The organism is Amycolatopsis sp. NPDC104587 (assembly GCF_055583645.1).
On sequence record NZ_JBVJNO010000006.1, the window covers coordinates 217246 to 236472 of the forward strand.

Consider the following 19227-nt stretch of genomic DNA (forward strand, 5'->3'; position numbering starts at 1 on the left):
GTGTTCTGCAAGTGCTCCGGCGTGGGCGCATGATCGAGGTCAAGACCCCCGGTGAGCTGGAGGCCATGCGCGCCGCCGGGCTCGTCGTGGCCCGCACGCTGGCGGCGGTCCGCGCCATCGCGAAGCCGGGGGTCAGCACCGCCGAGCTCGACGAGCTGGCCGAGCAGACCATCCGGGACGTCGGCGCGGTGCCGTCGTTCAAGGGTTACCACGGCTTCCCGGCGTCGATCTGCGCGTCGGTGAACGAGCAGATCGTGCACGGCATCCCGGCGAAGACCCAGGTGCTCGCCGACGGCGACATCATCTCCGTCGACTGCGGGGCGATCCTCGAGGGCTGGCACGGCGACTCCGCCGTCACGCTGGCCATCGGCGACGTCTCGGGCACGGACCTGGCGCTCTCCGCGGCGACCGAGGCGGCGATGTGGGCCGGCATCGAGGCGGTCAGCGCCGGCGGCCGGCTCACCGACATCTCCTACGCCGTCCAGTCCGCCGCCGAGCGCGCGGGCCGGGACGACGGCGTCGAGTACGGGATGATCGTCGAGTACGGCGGCCACGGCATCGGGCGCCAGATGCACATGGACCCGTTCCTGCCGAACATCGGCAAGCCCGGCAAGGGCCCGCGGCTGAAGCCCGGCATGGCGCTGGCGATCGAGCCGATGCTGACCGGCGGCGGCGGGGAGACCCGCGAGCTGGACGACGGCTGGACGGTCGTCACGGCCGACGGCTCCCGCGCGGCCCACTGGGAGCACACCGTCGCGATCACCGAAGACGGCCCGTGGGTGCTCACCGCGCCTGAGGACTCCTGACCTGCGCATTCACCCACTCGTGGTGATCGCGGTCACGTCCACCTGCACGTTCTCCTAGCATGGTCACCCCCGGTTTGGGGGTCGCGACACGGGTTGCGTACACTGTCAAGTCGGCGCACTTATCGCGCCCGGATCCTGCGCGCTCGTGAATTCACGATCATGGGACCTGGGCACCAGTGTGCCACGCAACGCCCAACCCAGCACTGCGCTCGAGTTGATCAGGTGTGGCGACAGGCAATGCCGACAAAGGAAATGCGGAGGACATGGCGAAGAAAGACGGGGCCATCGAGGTCGAAGGCCGCGTAGTCGAGCCGCTCCCCAACGCGATGTTCCGCGTCGAGTTGGAGAACGGTCACAAGGTCCTGGCACACATCAGCGGCAAGATGCGGCAGCACTACATCCGCATCCTGCCGGAGGACAGGGTCGTCGTGGAGCTTTCGCCCTACGACCTCTCTCGTGGTCGCATCGTCTACCGCTACAAGTGATCACGAGCAGTTCGGAAGCAGGAGAGCAGAAGACGTGAAGGTCCAGCCGAGCGTCAAGAAGATCTGCGACAAGTGCAAGGTGATCCGCCGTCACGGCCGGATCATGGTGATCTGCGAGAACCTGCGGCACAAGCAGCGGCAGGGCTGATCGCTGAACCTTATTTTGGTTAGGACGGCGCTACGCCGCAGGTCACCTGCCTGTGGTCACCTTCGCGCCGGCCGACGGCAGAATAAGGTTCACCTCGCACTCGACCAGAGTGGATTGACGGCTACACACCCTCCCCGCACCTGCCGGGCCACGCGAGTGGCCCGGTTCACCCCCGGACTTCAGGCCGGGGCTGGGACACCCGAGGCGCAAGCCGAGGGCACGACAGGCGAGTCGGTCCCGGAACCGGACGGGGAGCAGACCTGAAGACGAATTCAATGAAGGAGCATCAGCGCCAATGGCACGACTCGCTGGCGTAGACCTCCCCCGCGAGAAGCGGTTGGAGATCGCGCTTACGTACATCTACGGCATCGGCCGTACCCGCTCGAAGCAGCTCATCAAGGCTGCCGAGCTCAACGCGGACACCCGCGTCAAAGACCTCAGCGATGACGACCTCGCGAAGCTGCGTACGTACATCGAAGAGAACTTCAAGGTCGAGGGTGACCTTCGCCGCGAGGTGAACGCCGACATCCGTCGGAAGATCGAGATCGGGTGCTACGAGGGCCTTCGCTGGCGTCGCGGACTGCCCGTCCGCGGTCAGCGCACGAAGACCAACGCCCGTACCCGCAAGGGTCCGAAGAAGACGGTCGCCGGCAAGAAGAAGGCTGGCAAGAAGTGAGCGTCCAGGGCAAGAAGGTCGTGCAGATGGGCGGCGCCCAGCGCCGCGGCTCGGCTTGTGTCTCGCCCAAGGCGCTCTACGCCCGCCCGATGGCGCTCCGCAACCTGTACACCGACGCCGGTTCGATCATCCGGCGCGGCCAGGCCGAAGCGGTCGCCGCTCACCAAGAGAACGCGCGCTAACAGGAGAACCCTCAGAACATGCCACCGAAGTCTCGTACTGCGGCCGGGGCCAAGAAGGTCCGCCGCAAGGAAAAGAAGAATGTCGCGCACGGTCACGCGCACATCAAGAGCACCTTCAACAACACCATCGTCTCGATCACGGACCCGACCGGTGCCGTGATCGCGTGGGCGTCGAGTGGTCACGTGGGCTTCAAGGGCTCGCGCAAGTCCACCCCGTTCGCCGCGCAGATGGCCGCCGAGAACGCTGCCCGCAAGGCCGCCGAGCACGGCATGAAGAAGGTCGACGTCTTCGTGAAGGGCCCGGGTTCGGGCCGCGAGACGGCGATCCGCTCGCTGCAGGCGGCCGGCCTCGAGGTCGGCACCATCCAGGACGTGACCCCGCAGCCTCACAACGGCTGCCGCCCGCCCAAGCGGCGCCGGGTCTGAGGAACGGGGAGGAGTAAGAAGAAATGGCTCGTTACACCGGCCCCGCGACGCGTATTTCGCGTCGCCTCAAGGTTGACCTCATCGGCGGCGACCAGGCTTTCGAGCGTCGCCCCTACCCGCCGGGCCAGCACGGCCGCGGGCGCATCAAGGAGTCCGAGTACCTCCTGCAGTCGCAGGAGAAGCAGAAGGCTCGCTACACCTACGGCGTTCTCGAGCGTCAGTTCGTCCGGTACTACAAGGAAGCCGTCCGGCGTCCGGGTAAGACCGGTGAGAACCTGCTGCAGATCCTCGAGTCCCGCCTGGACAACGTGATCTACCGCGCCGGCATCGCCCGCACCCGCCGTCAGGCGCGTCAGCTGGTGAGCCACGGCCACTTCCTGGTCAACGGCGTCAAGGTCAACGTCCCGTCCTTCCAGGTCTCGAAGTGGGACATCATCGACGTGCGGCCGAAGTCGTTCGCGATGCTGCCCTTCGTCGTGGCGAAGGAGTCCTACGGCGACCGCCCGATCCCGGCGTGGCTGCAGGTCGTCCAGTCCAACCTCCGCGTGCTGGTCCACCAGCTGCCGGAGCGTGCGCAGATCGACGTTCCGGTTCAGGAACAGCTGATCGTCGAGCTTTACTCGAAGTAGTTTTGATCGGCGGCGGCGCCTGGTGCGCCGCCGCCGCGCCATCCCTTCGACGTCATATGGCGGGCGTCGTCTGGAAAGGAATTAGGAAGAAATGCTGATTTCCCAGCGGCCGGCTCTCGGCGAAGAGACGGTCAACGAGACCCGCTCCCGGTTCACCATCGAACCGCTGGAGCCCGGCTTCGGCTACACGCTCGGCAACTCGCTGCGGCGCACGCTGCTGTCGTCCATCCCGGGCGCGGCCGTGACGAGCATCCGCATCGACGGCGTGCTGCACGAGTTCACCACCGTTCCCGGGGTGAAGGAAGACGTCACCGACATCATCCTGAACCTCAAGGAGCTCGTGGTGTCCTCGGAAGAGGACGAGCCGGTCACCATGTACCTGCGCAAGCAGGGCCCCGGTGAGGTCACGGCGGCCGACATCGTGCCGCCGGCGGGTGTCACCGTGCACAACCCGGACCTGCACATCGCGTCGCTGAACGGCAAGGGCAAGCTCGAGATCGAGCTCGTCGTCGAGCGCGGCCGCGGTTACGTTCCGGCCCTGCAGAACAAGCAGGCGGGCGCGGAGATCGGCCGGATCCCGGTCGACTCGATCTACTCGCCGGTGCTCAAGGTGACCTACAAGGTCGAGGCCACCCGTGTCGAGCAGCGCACCGACTTCGACAAGCTGATCCTTGACGTCGAGACCAAGCCGTCGATCACGCCGCGCGACGCGGTCGCGTCGGCCGGCAAGACGCTGGTGGAGCTGTTCGGTCTCGCCCGCGAGCTGAACGTCGACGCCGAGGGCATCGAGATCGGCCCGTCGCCGCAGGAAGCGGACACCATCGCCGCCTACGCGATGCCGATCGAGGACCTGGACCTCACCGTCCGGTCGTACAACTGCCTCAAGCGCGAGGGCATCCACACGGTGGGCGAGCTCGTCTCGCGCAGCGAGGCGGACCTGCTCGACATCCGCAACTTCGGCGCCAAGTCGATCGACGAGGTCAAGCTGAAGCTCGTCGGCCTCGGCCTCGCGCTGAAGGACAGCCCGCCCGGGTTCGACCCGACCGCGGCGGCCGCCAGCTACGACGGTGAAGGCTGGTCGGAGGGTGTCGGTGGCATCGCCGACGGGATTTCGGACGGCCACGACGATGGCCAGGACTACGCAGAGACCGAGCAGCTCTGAGGCGCTGAGCCTGGACGCTGTGAGCTGAACGAGGAGAACCAATGCCCACCCCTACCAAGGGAGCCCGGCTCGGCGGGTCGTCCGCGCACGAGCGGCTGATCCTGGCCAACCTGGCCACGCAGCTGTTCGAGCACGGCAAGATCACGACGACCGAGGCGAAGGCGAAGCGGGTCCGTCCGCTGGCCGAGAAGCTGATCTCGAAGGCGAAGCGGGGCGACCTGCACAACCGCCGTCAGGTTCAGCGCGTCGTCCGTGACAAGGACGTCGTCCACAAGCTGTTCGCCGAGATCGGTCCGCACTTCGCGGAGCGGCCGGGCGGCTACACCCGGATCACCAAGACGATGCCGCGCAAGGGCGACAACGCCAAGATGGCGGTCATCGAGCTGGTGAACGAGAAGACCGTGACGAGCGAGGCCGAGCGCGCGCGCAAGACCAAGTTCGCCAAGGACGAGAAGCCGGCCGCCGTCGAGGCCCCGGCCACCGAGGAAGCCGCTACCGAGGCTCCCTACGGTGAGGGCAGCCACGCCGCGCTCGAGGACGGGACGCAGCCCGAGGGCTTCCCGATCAAGGGCAACGACGAGTCGAAGTACTACCACACCGAGGAAAGCCCGTACTACGAGCAGACCAAGGCCGAGGTGTGGTTCGCCTCCGCCGAGGCTGCCGAAGCCGCGGGCTTCTCGCTGCCGCCGTCGCAGCAGGACGACGAGTCCTGACGACGGAAGCCGTTCCGGACGAGCCCGCCCTCCCCGCTGGGGACGGCGGGCTCGTTCGTCTGCGTCTGGACGTCTCCTACGACGGCACGGACTTCTCGGGCTGGGCCCGCCAGCCGGGCCGGCGGACCGTCCAGGGCCTCCTGGAGGAGGCGTTGCAGCGGCAGCCGCCCGGAGCGTCCGTGCCGAAGTCCGTGGTCGTGGCGGGCCGCACGGACGCCGGGGTGCACGCGAGCGGCCAGGTGGTGCACGTCGACGTCGTCCCGCTCTCGGGTCCTTCCGGGCGGATTCCCGTTTCCCCGGAGGGAATCCCGGACCTGACCCGGATGACCGGCCGCTGGAACCGCCTCCTGCCGGGCGACGTGCGGGTGCTCGGCGCCCGGATCGCGCCCGAGGGCTTCGACGCCCGGTTCTCGGCGATCCGCCGTCACTACCGCTACCGCGTCTCGGACGCGCCGTGGGGCGTGGACCCGTTGCGCCGCCACGACACGCTGGCCTGGAACCGTCCACTGTCGACGGACGCGATGAACGACGCCGCTTCGGCGTTGCTGGGGCTGCAGGACTTCGCGGCGTACTGCAAGCAGCGCGACACGGGCACGACGATCCGCGAGCTGCAGCGCCTGGAGTGGCGCCGGGTGGACGAGCACCTGCTGGAGGTCGCGGTCTCGGCGGACGCGTTCTGCCACTCGATGGTCCGCAGCCTGGTGGGAGCGTTGCTCCTGGTCGGCGACGGCCGCCGAGGGCGTGACTGGCCCTCGGACGTGCTGGCGAGCGGGGTGCGCGACAGCGCCGTGGCGCCCGCTCACGGCCTCACACTGACGGCCGTCGATTACCCGCCGGACGCCGAGCTGGCGGCCCGGGCGGAGCAGACGCGGAACGTCCGCACCGCCTCCCAGCCCGACGCCTGAAAGCCATCAAGGTGCCCTTCATGGGCGACAGCTCAGTCGCCGCGGCGGACCGGGCCCAGGAGCTGCTGCTCCTTGCCCGTCGTCACGAGCCTCAGCGGACGCCACAGGTTGCGGCCCAGTGCCACCACCTGGTCGTCCTTCAACGTCGTCAGCTGGCGCATCATCTGGGGCGGCAGCCGCCAGATGCGGGCCGCCAGCTCGGCCTGGCCCGCCGGGAGGCGCTGCATCAGCACCAGGTCCGCCGCGTTGGCCGTCGCGCCCGCCTGCGGGTGCAGGTACGGGAGCACGTAGATCGTCGTCTGCCAGGGCGAGCGGGGCGGGAACAGGTCCTGCGGGGTCGGGCCGCCGTCGGTGACCACCAGCAGCGGCGCGTCCTCCGACGGCCGCGGCAGCTCGACCGGGGACAGCCGGCGGATCTGCACCAGCGGTGACGGCCGGCCGTCGCGGGTGCCGGCCGCGCGGGAGAGCACCTGCCACTCCGTCGGGCGCCCGGTCGCCACCACGACCCACGCGCCGACCGCCATCGCGCGCATCGCGACCTGGCGGGCCAGGTACAGCCCGCCCACGAGCACGATGCGGGTCGGTGTCGAGCGCAGCGCCGAGATCGTCAGCGGCTCGCCCTTCAGGCCCGAGCCGAGCACGATGCCGCCGCGGTCACCCGAAGGGCTGATCGCGTCGAGCATCGCGGGGTCCACGGTGAACTCCGGCGCCACACCGACGTTCTGCCCGGCGTCACGGACGCGGGTACTCATGCTGTGCCTCCGATCGGCAACGTCGCGGCGAACGCGGAGACCTGCAGCCCGCGCAGCGGCGTCAGGTCCACTCCCAGCCGCTCGGACAGCCCGTGCAGCCGCTGGTCGGCGGCGTCGAGCTCACGCGGGTTGCGCGCGCTCAGCCGGACCACCCCGCGCAGGCCGATCTTGCCCTCGTCGGACGCCGGCGAGATCGACATCGCGAGCGTCGCCGACAGCGCGCGGACGCTCGTCAGCGCGTCCAGGCTGCCGCTGATCTTGCCCTTCGGCCAGCCGGTGATCGCGTAGCTCGCGTGGCCGATGCCGGCCGCGGTCACGCCGGACCACCGTTCCTGCAGCGTCACCTTGTTCGGCGAGCCGGCGACGGAAGTCAGCTCCGCGGCCGAAATGCTCGCCCGCAGCAGCTCGTCCGGGTCGAGCGGCCGGGTCGGCACGCCCTGCGACTCCAGCGCGTTGCGCACGCGGGACAGCGCGCCGATCAGCGCGCGGTGGGCGCCGACCACACCGCCGCCACGCTCGCGGATCGCCGCCGGGCAGCGCTTCGGGGCGAGCCGGATCGCGACCCACGTCGTCCGCCGCGCCGCCGCGGGCAGCGGGCCGAGCACCTCCATGTAGGAGCTCAACGCCGGTGAGTCCGACGGCAGCGCCGCGCTGCCCGGGTAGCAGTGCCAGATCATCTGGATCGCGTCGAGGATCACGCCGCGGTCTTCGAGGCAGGGCGCGAGCGCCGCCAGCGGCAGGCTCGGCGCGCCGCCGGCCTGGGTGATCAGCGCCGGGGTCGGCTCGACCAGCAGCACCGCCGTCCAGGTGCCGTCGTTCCAGGCGAGCCCGACCTGCTGGCGCTCGTGGTCGACACCGTGCGCGACGACGAGGTCCGGCACCGCGATGCGAAGGAGGTTCACGCGGGCGTCGTCCGGGCCCGTGACGGTGGTCTCTTCGGCGGCCAGCTCCTCGACGGTGCTCGGCGGCAGCGGCTCCGCGACGCGGTCGTGGGAGCGGAAGGAGTAGCGCGTCGTCAGCCCGACCCACTGGGTGAACCAGCGGCCGCGCCAGCGCAGCAGGGCGACGATGAGCGCGAAGGCGAGGATGCCGATCCCGACGTACTTCAGCGACATGTCGATCGCGAGCAGCACGAGCCCGACCGCCAGGCCTACCTCGAGCACCACGAGGTTCGCCACCGGCAGCGGGCCGAGGTTCACGCCCGAGGAGCGGCGCCGGGCGGGCGGGGCCAGCCGTGTCGCGGCGGCCGGGGCGGATGGGCCGTCGGAGTCACCGGCGCCGGGTCCCTGAGGACCGCCGGGTCCACCCGGGCCACCAGGTCCGCCGGGACCGCCAGGTCCACCCGGGCCGCCGGGCCCACCGGGGCCGCCAGGCCCACCGGGTCCACCCGGGCCACCGGGACGAGGTCCACCGGAACCCGGGCCGCCGGGACCGGGGCCGGGGCCACCGGGTCCGCGCGGAGGCATGCCGGGACCAACGGGAACCCCACCGGGCCCACCAGGACCGCCACCGGGGCCGCCAGGACCGCCCGGCACTCCACCAGGGCCACCGGGTCTCCCGGGCCGCGGCGGCGGCGGGCCGGGGCGTCCCTGCCCGGGCGGCGGGGGCCCAGGCGGGCCAGGCGGACGTGGAGGGTTGGTGACGGACATCCGCGCTTTCTCTTCCCCTCGAGTTCACTGCGTACCCGGAAGCCGGGTCCCCGGGGTGTCCGACCCTAGCTTGAGTTGGTAGAAACCCCACACCAGACGGTCCCCGTACGGCTATCCTGCGGAACCGTACCGCGACGGGGAGGACTGTAGGTCGAGAATGCCATCAACACCGACGACTAAGTCTCAGGTTCAGGCCTACAAGTTCGTCCTGCGCCGGATGCAGTCGGCACTGGTCCGGCGGGACGCCGTGATGTTGCACGACCCGATGCGCACCCACACGCGGGCCACGATCGTGGGGGTCGTGCTCGGCGCCCTCGTCGCGATCGTGTTCGTCGTCTTGGCCCTGCTCAGCCCGGCGCCGTCGGTGCCCGAGGCCGGCAACATCGTCATCGGCGAGCAGTCCGGCACGGTCTACGTGGTGATGGGCAACCCGAAGACGCTCGTCCCGACGTTCAACCTCGCGTCCGCGAGGCTGCTTCTGCTCGCTCAGCAGAAGCAGTCGAGCGCGGGCAACAGCCCCGGCGCCGCGCCGGCCGCTCCGGCCGCGGCGAGCACCGCGGCTGTGAAGAACCCCACGGTCGTTTCCGACGATCAGCTGAGGGACATTCCGCGCGGAAAACTGACCGGGATTCCGGACGGGCCGCAGCTGATTCCGACGGAGTCCCAGCGGATCACCCCCAACTGGGCGGTGTGCGACCAGGTTCTGCTGGACCCGACGCAGCCGAACCCGGACATCGGCAAGACCGAGACGTCCGTCTTCGGCGGCGTCGCCCCGAGCGGCCTCGGCACCGAGCTGGGGGAGAAGGAGGCGCTGCTGGCGAAGGCGGACAACGGCAAGACCTACCTGATCTACCGCCTGCCGAGCACGCAGAACCGCCCGAACGCCAACACCGTCCGCGCCGAGATCGACACCAGCGACTCGCACAACTCGGTCTCGACCGCCCTGCAGCTGCTGAACCAGAAGCCGCGGAAGATCACGCCGGGCCTGCTGAACGCCATCCCCGAGGTGCCGCGCCTGACCCCGCCGCAGATCCCGGACGGCCCGGCCCCGGCCGACCTCGACGGGCTGGTGGCGGGTGACGTCTTCGCCACGCAGCCCACGGGCGTCCAGCCGCAGTACTGGGCCATCACCACGAACGGCATCCAGCAGGTGTCGCAGGCGGTCGCCGACGTCGTGCGCGTCGCGAAGCACGGCAGCGCGAGCTCGCTGCGCACCCTCGGGCTCGACAAGCTGTCCGGCATCCGCGTGCTGCGGTCCGGCGACGCCGACTACATCCCGGTCGACTCGTTCCCGCGTTCGGTCCCGACGGTCCTCGACGCGACGAAGAACTCGGCGGTCGCCTGCCTCGGCTGGTCCGTCGTCGGTGACGGCGCCAACCGCGACGGCCACACCTCCGTCTACATCGACACCCTGCTGCCGGGGCAGAACAGCCACGGCCCGAAGTTCGCGACGACGAAGGTCACCACGCCGGGCCCGAACCGCGTGCCGATCAACGGGTTCTACCTCCAGCCCGGCTTCGGCGCGGTGGTCCAGTCCGCGACCGGCCAGGCCAGCTTCGGCAAGGGCACGATCCAGCTGATCTCCGACCGCGGCATCCGCTACAGCGTCCCGGACGCCGCGACCGCGGACGCGATCGGCTTGACCAACCGGCAGCCCGCCCCCGAGTCGATCATCGGCCTGCTGCCGACCGGGGCTTCGCTGAACACCCAGGACGTCCTCAAGCAGTTCGACTCGGTGCCGATCGACCCGAACGCCGGTTCGTTCCCGGCCCCGGCCGCGCAGGCGGGCGGCTGAGGCGGAACCGTCGGGCGGCGGCGGACGTCCTACGCCCGACGGATCTTCTGGCGAGCGGAGAGATGCCATGGCCGGCTTGAGGATGGACGGCGTGGTCGTCGCCGAGTACGCCCGGACGGCTGAAGAGGCCGCTGACGACCTCCATGCGGCCGCGGCCGACGTGGGGGGCGAAGGCGTTTCCGGTGAGTCCTACGGCCCGCTGGGGGCGCGGATCGGGCTCGGTGAGTCGTACGGCCGCGCGGCCGGTGCGCTGCGGCGTCAGCTGACCGACGGCGCCGAGGCGCTGAAGTCGGCCGCGGAGGCGCTGCGGCACGTCACGGTCCGCCACAGCGGGCAGGACGCGGAAGCCGCTGAACTGATCAAGCGGGCCGGTGAGGCCGGATGATGTTCGCCGAACCGGAAGCCACGGACTCGATCCCGCACCCGCTGGCCAAGCCGGCCACTGCGGCGCCGGCCGTGCCCGTCGTGGCTTTCGCCCCGGACGCGGACGGCGCCGAGATCGCCGCCACGGCCGAGCCGTACCTGGCGTACGTCACCGACGTCTCGCACCAGCTCGGGCTGGTCGACCCCGTCGAGACGTACTTCCGCCCGCTGGTCGGCCGCTGGGCCGACCTCGGCGCCGAGGCGGGACGGCTGCGCCGGGCGGCGAGCGCCGCGGCCGAGGTGTCTACCCGTCTCGACGAGGGCCTCGGCCGGCTCGACGGCGGCTGGGAGGGCCGGGACGCCGACGCGTTCGTGGCGTACATCAGGGAGATCGGCGCGGCGGGCGGTGACCTCCAGGAGGCGCTGACCGTCCTCGCCGGCGCGCTCGACGAACTCGTGACGACGCTCCGCCACGTCGTCGTCGACCTCGTCGAGGTCCTGATCGACGCCGCGGACCTGATCTCCGAAACGATGACGCTGCCGAGCGGCGGCGCCAACCGGGCGCGGACCCAGCTGCGGGAGACGCAGGAGTCGGCGAAGGGGCTCTACGAGACGGCGCGGGACGTCCTCGAGGCGTTCGACCGGCTGTGTGACGGCGTCGACGATCCCGACGCGACGGCGCGCAGCATCGAGATCGCGCACCGGTACCCCGAGGAGCGCTTCGCGCTGCACGAGGACACCGCGTCCGCCGGCGGTTCGCCTTCTTCGGCCGATGCGACGACACCGTCCTCGGCCGACGAGCCGACGACACCGTCGTCGGCGAGCGGAGACGGCGACCCGGCGGAGCCCAAGCACACGGGCGCGGGCACCCCGGACGCGGCACAGCCCGCCGCCGCGCCGCCGTCCCAGCCGGCCGAAGACAGTGCGGCGCACCAGAATGCGTCGGGCATGCCGATGATGCCGATGATGGGCTTCGGCTCGTTCGGCGGCGGCCAGGGCGGCCGCCGCCCGTCGAAGAACCGGCCGATCGTGAAGTCGTCGGAACTGCTGGGGGAGCCGGGCTTGGTGGCGCCCCCGGTGATCGGCGAAGACGAAAACGCCCCGAAGCCGAAGAAACCCCCGGCATCGTGACGCCGGATCAGCGCCGGGAAGCGGCTTCCTCGGGCCGGTTGCGGCGGATGGTGCGCATCACGAACAGGGTGATCAGCAGCGCCGCGACGCCGCCGCCGGTGCCGGCGAGCGCCACGATCATCGGGGTCGAGTCGCGGTCGTTGGCCGGCGGGAGCTGGGCCTGCTGCGGCGGCGGGATCGGCGCCAGGCCGCCCACCTCCGACGGCAGGCTCGCCGTCAGCGCCGCCACCGGGTCGATCACCCCGTAGCCGACGAAGTTGTCACGACCGCCCGCGGCGGCCGGGTGCTGCGCGGTCTGCTTGATCCGGTTGACGATGCCCCGGCCGTCGAGGTTCGTGAACTTGGCCTTGACCAGCGCCGCCAGCCCGGCGACGTACGGCGCGGCGAAGCTCGTTCCCTGGATTTCGCTGGCCTTGTCGCCGCTCTCGAACGTCAGGTTGGCCAGCCCGTCCGACCCCTCGGCGGGGTCCAGGGAAGTGATCTTGGTCCCGGGCGCGGCGACGCCGACCCAGGGCCCGTGGACGCTGAACGGCGCCACACCGCCGTTCTCGTCGATCGCGCCGACGGACAGCACGTCGTCGGCGAACCACGGCGGAGTCACGATCGTCTTGGGTCGCTTCGCGTCCGGCTGGTCGTTCTGCGGGCAGGTGTCCGTCGCGTTGCCCGCGGCGGCGATGATCACGACGCCCTTCTCCGCCGCGAAGTGCGCGGCTGCCTGGACCTGCTGCTCGCCGTCGGTGATCCCGCCGGTGGCCGCCCGGCAGTTGTCGACCGACATGTTGATGATGTCGGCCTCGCCCCGCTCGGCGATGCCGTGGATGATCTCGGCCAGCGTCTTCAGGGTGCCCGCGGTGCCGGCCTTTTCCAGCTGGCGCCCGCCGTTCGTCTGCCCGGGCGACGTCTGGTCCCCCTCACCGCTGCCGCCACCACCGCCGGAGGGCGGAAGCGAGGTCTCGCTCCCGGAAGGCGGGTTGGTGCTCGATGACGGCGTGCCGCCGGCGGTGTTGCTCGCGGGCGGCGTGGTGGTCGACGTGTCGGGCTCGTAGTTCTCGCTCAGCTGGCGGTAGGACACGATCGTCGCGTCCGGTGCGACACCGGTGAACCCGACCTCCGGGTTGTCCGGCTTGCCCGCGATGATCCCGGCGACCTCGGTGCCGTGGCCGTCGCAGTCCTCGAGCCCGTCCGGCTGGCCGTTGGCCGGCTTCGCGACGTACTCGCCGCCCGACTTGATCCGGTCCTGCAACCACGGGTGCCGCGTCACGCCGGTGTCGACGACGGCGACCCGGACGCCCGTGCCGATGCCGCCGGTGGCCGCCTTGACGATGGCCTGGGCCGCCGAGATCTGCAGGTAGTCCTGCCCCCACGGCCGGTTCTTCAGCACGATGTTCTGGCCGAGGGTGCTGCGCTGGACGCACCCCTTCGACGGCTTGTACTTTTTGTCCGGCTGACGCGAGTCGGGGATCAGCTTGCTCATGTCCACCGGGGGCGGGCTCGCGAAGTAGCCGTCGGCCGGTGTCGTCTGGGCCGCGACCGGGGCCGCGGCGCCCAGCGGGGCCAGCACGCCGAGCGTGCCGGCCAGCACCGCGGTCGTGGTGCGCCGAGTGGCGCCGAAACGCCGTCCTACCACCATCCGAGAGTCACCCGATCCGGTCACTTGAAGTTCAGGTGCCGCAGGGTGGTGTAAAGGTCCATCACACCCAGGGCGAGCGGCAGCACCGAAGCGATGCAGAGCGCTTCGATGATCTCCACGGTGCGCCGCAGCGGCGGCGAGAAGCGCTGGTTCGGGAAGATCACGCCGACCACGAGCGCGCCCGCGGCGAGCAGGACCAGCACCCCGAAGACGTAGAGCAGGCGGTTCTGGGCGCTCGCCGAAACCAGCCAGCCGGCGGCGATCCCGGTCGCCGACACCAGGCCCGTGGTGAGCAGCGCGATCGCCTGGCTGCCGTTCGCGTACGCGCGGGCGCGCAGCATCAGGACGAGGCTCGCGACGACACCCAGGATGATCCCGAACGCGCCGGGCGCGGTGGCGGCGATGATCGCGGCCACCGCGACCGTGGCGCCGCAGCCGATCATCAGGCCGGTCATGTAGTTGTGCGCGATCGCCGTGCGGCGCTCGATCGCCCGGTAGTCGGGGAAACCCGAGTCCTCCTTGAGCTCCTCCGCGCTGCCCGGGACGTGCGGGAGCGGCAGCTTCGCGAGCCAGATCGTGGCGCGCGGCAGGACCGAGATGCAGGCGAGGGCGACGGCGACCGTGCCGGCCGCGATGCCGGCGCCCGGGTGCGCGACGAGCGTGCCGAAGAGGAAGGCCAGCGCGCCGAAGGTGCCCGCGGTCGCGGCCGCGATGAACGTCGTGATGCCGGCGCCGATGACCATGATGCAGACCGAGGCGACGATGATCACGAGGACCGCGCCGAGCAGCAGGTTCGCCCGCAGGGACAACCCGGGCACGATGTAGAAGCCGCTCACGAACGCCAGCGGCAGGCCGCCGGCCGCGGCGATCAGCACCCCGGTCGCCTCCGCCTGGTAGGCCTTGGCGAGCGTCGCGCCGACCGCGACGCACGCGATCGCGCCGATGCCGCCGGCGATGGCCGCGCCGAGCGCGCTGCCGCCGTAGAACGACCCGCTCATGAACAGCGCGATGGCGGCGGCGACCAGCGCCAGCCCGCCTGCGACGTGCCCGAAGCGGTTCGCCGTTTCCTTGGTCCAGGGCCGGAAGCTGTCCGGGGAGGACTCCGCGATCGCGTCGACGACGTCGTCGTAGAGCGGCGGCGGCGGGTTCTCGTTGCGCTTGCGCAGCTGCAGCAGCTCACCGTCGACGACGCCGAGCGAAGCCAGCGTGCGGCTCGGGTCGAGCGGGGCGTCACCGAGCTTCGCCAGCGCCCAGCCGCCGTGGCGGGCGCCGCCGTCCGGCGACGACTCCTTCGCCATGTCCAGCAGCATCGGGAGGAGGTCGGCCACCGCGACGTCGGCGGGCAGCGCCACGTCGATCCGGGTCGAAGGCGCGACGACCGTCACCCTGCTGAAAACTGTCGTGCCCGTAGCCACTGCACTGCCCCCGCTCTGATGAGACTGCTCCCGGGGGAACTTATACCGGACCCGGGCGCGGACATCACCGAACGTCCGAAATTCACCGTCATCCGCTGGTCGGCGGCCGGAGCCCGGCATTACTGTCGGTGGCGGGCCCTACACTCGTCAGGCGAGGTCAGGGCGGGCCCGGCAGACGGATCCGGCATCCGCCGGAATTCCGCCGGGACGTTCGATAGGTTGTCCGCGCACCTTGTGCACTAAAACGGTGGCCGCCATCGTCGAGTTTGAAGAGGGGTCCTTCGATGAGCACGCTGCAGTTCAAGAAGTCGCCGCGGCTGGCGGCACCGCGCCCGCCGGGCGGTGAGGTGCACCTCGAGCCGCCGCCCGAGGTGCCGCGTGTCATCCCCGGCAACATCGTCATGAAGGCGCTGCCGATCGTCATGATCGTCGCGTCGCTCGGGATGATGGTCTTCATGTTCCAGGCCAGCAACCGGAACCCGATGATGATGGCCATGGGCGGCATGATGGTCGTCGGCACGCTCGGGATGATGGCCGGCGGCGGGGGCGGCAAGGGCGGTGGCGCCAAGCGCGCCGAGATGGACGAAGACCGCAAGGACTACCTCCGGTACCTGGGCCAGATGCGCGACCGCGCCCGCGAGGCGATGGTCGACCAGCGCGCCGCGCTCGAGTGGGTCCACCCCGACCCCCAGTCCCTCTGGTCGCTGGCCGCCAGCCGCCGGATGTGGGAGCGCCGCCAGAACGACCAGGACTTCCTGCACCTGCGCGTCGGGCGCAGCTCGCACCGCCTCGCGACGCGGCTGGTCCCGCCGCAGACCGGGCCGGTCGACGAGCTGGAGCCGATCGCCACCCTCGCGCTGCGCCGGTTCGTGCGCGCGCACTCGATCGTGCCGGACCTTCCCACCCAGATCACGCTCCGCGGGTTCGCCGCGGTGAGCATGCAGGGCGACCGCGCCCTGACCCGCGGCCTGACCCGCGCGATGCTCGCGCAGATGGTCACCTTCCACAGCCCGGACGACGTGCTGATCGCGGTCGCCACCGCGGGCCGCGCGAAGGAGGAGTGGGAGTGGGCGAAGTGGCTGCCGCACGCCCAGCACCCCACGCTGTCGGACGGCATCGGCCAGCTCCGCATGATGGCCGGTTCGCTGGCCCAGATCGAAAACTGGCTCGACGAAGAGCTGCGTGACCGCCAGCGCTTCTCCCGCAACGCCACCCCGGCGCCGGACCAGCCGCACGTCGTGATCATCGTCGACGACGCCGAGGTCACCCGCGAAGAGCAGATCATCCTCGAAGAGGGCCTGGTCGGCGTCACGCTGATCGACCTCTCCGACTCCATCGGCAACCTCGCCGCCCGCCGTGGCCTCCGGCTGGTCGTGGAGGCCGACCGGCTCGGCGCGCGCAGCGCCGGCGGGGTCGAGTGGTTCGGCCGCCCGGACACCCTGAGCCTGGTCGAGACCGAGTCGCTGGCGCGGCTCATCTCGCCCTACCGCGTCGGTGGCGCGGCGGGGCAGGACGTCAGCGACGAAGAGCCGCTGCTGTCCAACCCGTCGCTGCTGGAGCTGCTCGGCATCCCGGGCGACCCGATGACCTTCGACGTCCAGCAGGCGTGGCGGCCCCGCCCGATCCGTGACCGCTACCGCGTCCCGTTCGGGGTCGGTGAGTACGGGCAGCCGGTCGAGCTGGACATCAAGGAAGCCGCCGCCGAAGGCATGGGCCCGCACGGCCTGTGCATCGGTGCGACCGGTTCCGGCAAGTCGGAGTTCCTCCGCACGCTGGTGCTGGGCATGCTGGCGACGCACTCGTCGTCGACGCTCAACTTCGTCCTCGTCGACTTCAAGGGTGGCGCGACCTTCCTCGGCCTCGACAAGGCGCCGCACGTCTCCGCGGTCATCACCAACCTCGCCGACGAAGTCACGCTGGTCGACCGCATGAAGGACGCGCTGGCCGGCGAGATGAACCGGCGCCAGGAGGCGCTGAAGAACGGCGGTAACTTCAAGAACGTCTGGGAATACGAGAAAGCCCGTGAGAACGGCGCGGACCTCGACCCGCTGCCCGCCCTGTTCATCGTCTGCGACGAGTTCTCCGAGCTGCTGGCGGCGAAGCCGGACTTCATCGACCTGTTCGTCGCCATCGGCCGGCTGGGCCGGTCGCTGCAGATGCACATGCTGCTCGCCTCGCAGCGCCTGGAAGAGGGCAAGCTGCGCGGCCTGGACTCGCACCTGTCGTACCGGATCGGCCTGAAGACGTTCTCCGCGGCGGAGTCCCGCGCCGCGATCGGCGTGCCGGACGCGTTCGAGCTGCCGTCGGTGCCCGGCGGCGGGTACCTCAAGTTCGACACCTCCACGCTGGTGCGGTTCAAGGCGTCCTACGTCTCGGGCCCGTACCGGCCGGCCGGCATCCAGGCGGCGGGCCCGGCGGCGACCGTGGTCCGCGCGGACAAGCGGCCGCAGCTGTTCGTCCCGGACTTCGTCGAGCTGCCGAAGGAGCCGGAACCGGAGCTGCTCGAGGCGGCGCCGAAGGTCGAGGAGCGGCAGTCCGAAGAGGCCGTCGAGCCCAGCGAGCTGGACGTCATCGTCTCGCGGCTGATCGGGCAGGGCCCGCCGGCGCACGAGGTGTGGCTGCCGCCGTTGAAGGACCCGAGCTCGCTCGACACGCTGCTGCCGAACCTGAACCCGACCGACGACCGCGGCCTGTCTCCGGTCGGCTTCTTCGGCAACGGACGGCTGCAGGTGCCGCTGGGCATCATCGACCGGCCGTACGAGCAGCGCCGTGACCCGCTGTGGGCGGACTTCTCCGGCGCGTCCGGGCACGGCGTGATCGTCGGCGGTCCGCAGTCGGGCAAGTCGACGATGCTGCGGACGCTGATCATGTCGATGGCGCTGACCCACACCCCGGAAGAGGCACAGTTCTACTGCCTGGACCTCGGTGGTGGCACCTTGGCCGGTCTGGCCGACCTGCCGCACGTCGGCGGTGTGGCCGTGGCGCGGCGGGAGCCGGACAAGGCGCGCCGGATCGTGGCCGAGCTGACCACGTTGCTGACCGAGCGCGAAGGCCGGTTCGGGGCGATGGGCATCGACTCGATGACCGAGTTCCGCAACCGCAAGCGCCGCGGCGAGATCCGCGCGGACCAGGACCCGTTCGGGGACGCGTTCCTGATCGTGGACAACTGGCGCGCGCTGCGCGACGACTTCGAAGAGCTGGAAACGACGATCACCCGGCTGGCCACGCAGGGTCTGTCCTACGGCGTGCACGTCGTCATCGCCGCCAACCGGTGGGCGGACATCCGCCCGGCGATCAAGGACATGATCGGCACCCGGTTCGAGCTGCGCCTGGGTGACCCGACCGAGTCCGACATCGACCGCCGGGTCGCGGTGAACATCCCGGCCGGGCGGCCGGGCCGGGGCCTGACGCGGGAGAAGCTGCACCTGCTGGGCGGCCTCCCGCGGATCGACGGCTCGAGCGACCCGGAGACGATCGCCTCCGGCGTGGCCGACGCGGTCGCGAAGGTCAAGGGCGCCTGGCGCGGCCGGATCGCGCCGCAGGTCCGGCTGCTGCCGGAGATGATCACCTACGACGAGGTGCTCAAGCTCGACCAGGTCCGGGACTCGAAGCTGATCCCGATCGGCGTCAACGAAGAGGACCTGCAGCCGATCTACCTCGACTTCAACGCCGAGCCGCACTTCTACGCGTTCGCCGACGGCGAGTCGGGCAAGACGAACCTGCTGCGGCAGATCGCCCGGGGCATTTCCGAGCGCTACTCCGCGAAGGAGGCGCTGATCCTGCTGGTCGACTACCGGCGCACGATGCTCGGGTTCGTCCAGGGTGACTCGCTGCTGGGGTACGCGGTGTCGGCCGCGCAGCTGGAGAGCATGGTCAGCGACGTCTTCAACTCGATGACCCGGCGCCTGCCCGGCCCGGACGTCACGCAGGAGCAGCTGAAGACCCGTTCGTGGTGGAAGGGCCCGGAGTTGTTCGTCCTGGTCGACGACTACGACCTGGTGGCGACGTCGACGAACAACCCGCTGCGCAAGATCTCCGACTTCCTGCCCCAGGCCAAGGACGTCGGCCTGCACCTGGTGGTCGTGCGACGCACCGGTGGCGCGTCGAAGGCGATGTACGACCCGATCATCGGCAAGCTCAAGGAGATCGCGGCGCCGGGCATGGTCATGAACGGCTCCCGCGACGAGGGTGCGCTGGTCGGCAACATCAAGGCGAGCGCGATGCCGCCGGGCCGGGGCATGATGCTGACCCGGAAGTACGGCAAGCAGCTCATGCAGGTGTCGTGGATCAACCCCGACTGAGCTGTGTTGTTTGTTCCCGATCCGACCACAGTCACGGCCGAACGGTTTCGCGGAACGGT

General features: G+C 70.7%; 19 protein-coding genes. 14 read left to right on the forward strand and 5 right to left on the reverse strand.

All coding sequences use genetic code 11. The features are described 5' to 3' along the window. The first annotated feature begins 29 nt into the window (after nucleotides 1–29). The 10 genes from map to truA all read left to right on the forward strand — a co-directional run bounded on the left by map (nucleotide 30) and on the right by truA (nucleotide 6132). Nucleotides 30–806 carry a type I methionyl aminopeptidase gene (map, locus tag ACZ61C_RS19850; RefSeq protein ID WP_465308689.1) on the forward strand — a complete coding sequence of 259 codons (777 nt, stop codon included), beginning with the start codon at nucleotides 30–32 and terminating at the stop codon, nucleotides 804–806. 263 nt (nucleotides 807–1069) lie between these two features. Further along, nucleotides 1070–1291 (forward strand): translation initiation factor IF-1, encoded by a 222-nt coding sequence (infA, locus tag ACZ61C_RS19855; protein ID WP_004558881.1) that lies wholly within the window; start codon nucleotides 1070–1072, stop codon nucleotides 1289–1291. A 34-nt stretch (nucleotides 1292–1325) separates the two neighbouring features. After that, entirely contained in the window at nucleotides 1326–1439 is a 114-nt protein-coding gene (gene rpmJ / locus ACZ61C_RS19860) for a 50S ribosomal protein L36 (protein WP_004558882.1), read from the forward strand. A gap of 295 nt (nucleotides 1440–1734) precedes the next feature. Continuing rightward, a complete protein-coding gene (gene rpsM, locus ACZ61C_RS19865) occupies nucleotides 1735–2115 on the forward strand; it encodes a 30S ribosomal protein S13 (protein WP_004558883.1) in 381 nt (126 codons plus the stop codon). Beyond that, complete coding sequence (locus ACZ61C_RS19870) at nucleotides 2112–2297, forward strand: hypothetical protein (RefSeq protein WP_020643221.1); 186 nt, start codon at nucleotides 2112–2114, stop codon at nucleotides 2295–2297. The genes rpsM and ACZ61C_RS19870 overlap by 4 nt, the downstream gene beginning before the upstream one ends. Nucleotides 2298–2315: 18 nt before the next feature. Then, a complete protein-coding gene (gene rpsK, locus ACZ61C_RS19875) occupies nucleotides 2316–2723 on the forward strand; it encodes a 30S ribosomal protein S11 (protein ID WP_004558885.1) in 408 nt (135 codons plus the stop codon). Between the two features lie 23 nt (nucleotides 2724–2746). Next, nucleotides 2747–3352: a 30S ribosomal protein S4 gene (gene rpsD / locus ACZ61C_RS19880; RefSeq protein WP_285482339.1), complete on the forward strand. Its 606-nt coding sequence runs from the start codon at nucleotides 2747–2749 to the stop codon at nucleotides 3350–3352. 91 nt (nucleotides 3353–3443) lie between these two features. After that, nucleotides 3444–4514: a DNA-directed RNA polymerase subunit alpha gene (locus tag ACZ61C_RS19885; protein WP_004558887.1), complete on the forward strand. Its 1071-nt coding sequence runs from the start codon at nucleotides 3444–3446 to the stop codon at nucleotides 4512–4514. A 41-nt stretch (nucleotides 4515–4555) separates the two neighbouring features. Then, nucleotides 4556–5227, forward strand: a complete 672-nt coding sequence (gene rplQ, locus ACZ61C_RS19890; RefSeq protein WP_465308692.1) for a 50S ribosomal protein L17, sunset domain variant — start codon at nucleotides 4556–4558, stop codon at nucleotides 5225–5227. A gap of 65 nt (nucleotides 5228–5292) precedes the next feature. Then, nucleotides 5293–6132 carry a tRNA pseudouridine(38-40) synthase TruA gene (truA, locus tag ACZ61C_RS19895; RefSeq protein WP_465309411.1) on the forward strand — a complete coding sequence of 280 codons (840 nt, stop codon included), beginning with the start codon at nucleotides 5293–5295 and terminating at the stop codon, nucleotides 6130–6132. Nucleotides 6133–6164: 32 nt separating this feature from the next. On the opposite strand, the gene ACZ61C_RS19900 is transcribed toward truA, so the two are convergent. The 3 genes from ACZ61C_RS19900 to ACZ61C_RS19910 are packed head-to-tail and all read right to left on the reverse strand — an operon-like array spanning nucleotide 6165 to nucleotide 8433. Beyond that, complete coding sequence (locus ACZ61C_RS19900) at nucleotides 6165–6884, reverse strand: hypothetical protein (protein ID WP_465308694.1); 720 nt, start codon at nucleotides 6882–6884, stop codon at nucleotides 6165–6167. Then, complete coding sequence (gene eccE, locus ACZ61C_RS19905; RefSeq protein WP_465309413.1) at nucleotides 6881–8062, reverse strand: type VII secretion protein EccE; 1182 nt, start codon at nucleotides 8060–8062, stop codon at nucleotides 6881–6883. The genes ACZ61C_RS19900 and eccE overlap by 4 nt, the downstream gene beginning before the upstream one ends. 17 nt (nucleotides 8063–8079) lie before the next feature. Then, on the reverse strand, nucleotides 8080–8433 hold the full coding sequence (locus tag ACZ61C_RS19910; protein ID WP_465308696.1) for a hypothetical protein: 354 nt from the start codon (nucleotides 8431–8433) through the stop codon (nucleotides 8080–8082). A gap of 257 nt (nucleotides 8434–8690) precedes the next feature. Between ACZ61C_RS19910 and eccB the strand changes: the two genes are divergently transcribed. The 3 genes from eccB to ACZ61C_RS19925 all read left to right on the forward strand — a co-directional run bounded on the left by eccB (nucleotide 8691) and on the right by ACZ61C_RS19925 (nucleotide 11822). Beyond that, a complete protein-coding gene (eccB, locus tag ACZ61C_RS19915; protein ID WP_465308698.1) occupies nucleotides 8691–10328 on the forward strand; it encodes a type VII secretion protein EccB in 1638 nt (545 codons plus the stop codon). Nucleotides 10329–10395: 67 nt separating this feature from the next. Continuing rightward, nucleotides 10396–10713: a hypothetical protein gene (locus ACZ61C_RS19920; protein ID WP_465308700.1), complete on the forward strand. Its 318-nt coding sequence runs from the start codon at nucleotides 10396–10398 to the stop codon at nucleotides 10711–10713. Further along, nucleotides 10713–11822 carry a WXG100 family type VII secretion target gene (locus ACZ61C_RS19925; RefSeq protein WP_465309415.1) on the forward strand — a complete coding sequence of 370 codons (1110 nt, stop codon included), beginning with the start codon at nucleotides 10713–10715 and terminating at the stop codon, nucleotides 11820–11822. The genes ACZ61C_RS19920 and ACZ61C_RS19925 overlap by 1 nt, the downstream gene beginning before the upstream one ends. Nucleotides 11823–11829: 7 nt before the next feature. Here ACZ61C_RS19925 and ACZ61C_RS19930 read toward each other — a convergent pair whose 3' ends face one another. Then, nucleotides 11830–13452 (reverse strand): S8 family serine peptidase, encoded by a 1623-nt coding sequence (locus ACZ61C_RS19930; RefSeq protein WP_465308702.1) that lies wholly within the window; start codon nucleotides 13450–13452, stop codon nucleotides 11830–11832. Nucleotides 13453–13472: 20 nt separating this feature from the next. Beyond that, nucleotides 13473–14837 (reverse strand): type VII secretion integral membrane protein EccD, encoded by a 1365-nt coding sequence (eccD, locus tag ACZ61C_RS19935; protein ID WP_465308704.1) that lies wholly within the window; start codon nucleotides 14835–14837, stop codon nucleotides 13473–13475. Nucleotides 14838–15151: 314 nt separating this feature from the next. Between eccD and eccCa the strand changes: the two genes are divergently transcribed. Next, nucleotides 15152–19168 (forward strand): type VII secretion protein EccCa, encoded by a 4017-nt coding sequence (eccCa, locus tag ACZ61C_RS19940; RefSeq protein WP_465308706.1) that lies wholly within the window; start codon nucleotides 15152–15154, stop codon nucleotides 19166–19168. Nucleotides 19169–19227 lie beyond the last annotated feature (59 nt).

Excerpts from the sequence above, each read along its gene's own strand:
- infA (WP_004558881.1), top strand. The coding sequence starts at position 1,070 with ATGGCGAAGAAAGACGGGGCCATCGAGGTCGAAGGCCGCGTAGTCGAG.
- rpsD (WP_285482339.1), top strand. The coding sequence starts at position 2,747 with ATGGCTCGTTACACCGGCCCCGCGACGCGTATTTCGCGTCGCCTCAAG.
- rpsM (WP_004558883.1), top strand. The coding sequence starts at position 1,735 with ATGGCACGACTCGCTGGCGTAGACCTCCCCCGCGAGAAGCGGTTGGAG.
- ACZ61C_RS19920 (WP_465308700.1), top strand. The coding sequence starts at position 10,396 with ATGGCCGGCTTGAGGATGGACGGCGTGGTCGTCGCCGAGTACGCCCGG.
- eccB (WP_465308698.1), top strand. The coding sequence starts at position 8,691 with ATGCCATCAACACCGACGACTAAGTCTCAGGTTCAGGCCTACAAGTTC.
- ACZ61C_RS19925 (WP_465309415.1), top strand. The coding sequence starts at position 10,713 with ATGTTCGCCGAACCGGAAGCCACGGACTCGATCCCGCACCCGCTGGCC.
- rpsK (WP_004558885.1), top strand. The coding sequence starts at position 2,316 with ATGCCACCGAAGTCTCGTACTGCGGCCGGGGCCAAGAAGGTCCGCCGC.
- ACZ61C_RS19930 (WP_465308702.1), bottom strand. The coding sequence starts at position 13,452 with ATGGTGGTAGGACGGCGTTTCGGCGCCACTCGGCGCACCACGACCGCG.
- map (WP_465308689.1), top strand. The coding sequence starts at position 30 with ATGATCGAGGTCAAGACCCCCGGTGAGCTGGAGGCCATGCGCGCCGCC.
- ACZ61C_RS19885 (WP_004558887.1), top strand. The coding sequence starts at position 3,444 with ATGCTGATTTCCCAGCGGCCGGCTCTCGGCGAAGAGACGGTCAACGAG.
- eccCa (WP_465308706.1), top strand. The coding sequence starts at position 15,152 with ATGAGCACGCTGCAGTTCAAGAAGTCGCCGCGGCTGGCGGCACCGCGC.
- ACZ61C_RS19900 (WP_465308694.1), bottom strand. The coding sequence starts at position 6,884 with ATGAGTACCCGCGTCCGTGACGCCGGGCAGAACGTCGGTGTGGCGCCG.
- rplQ (WP_465308692.1), top strand. The coding sequence starts at position 4,556 with ATGCCCACCCCTACCAAGGGAGCCCGGCTCGGCGGGTCGTCCGCGCAC.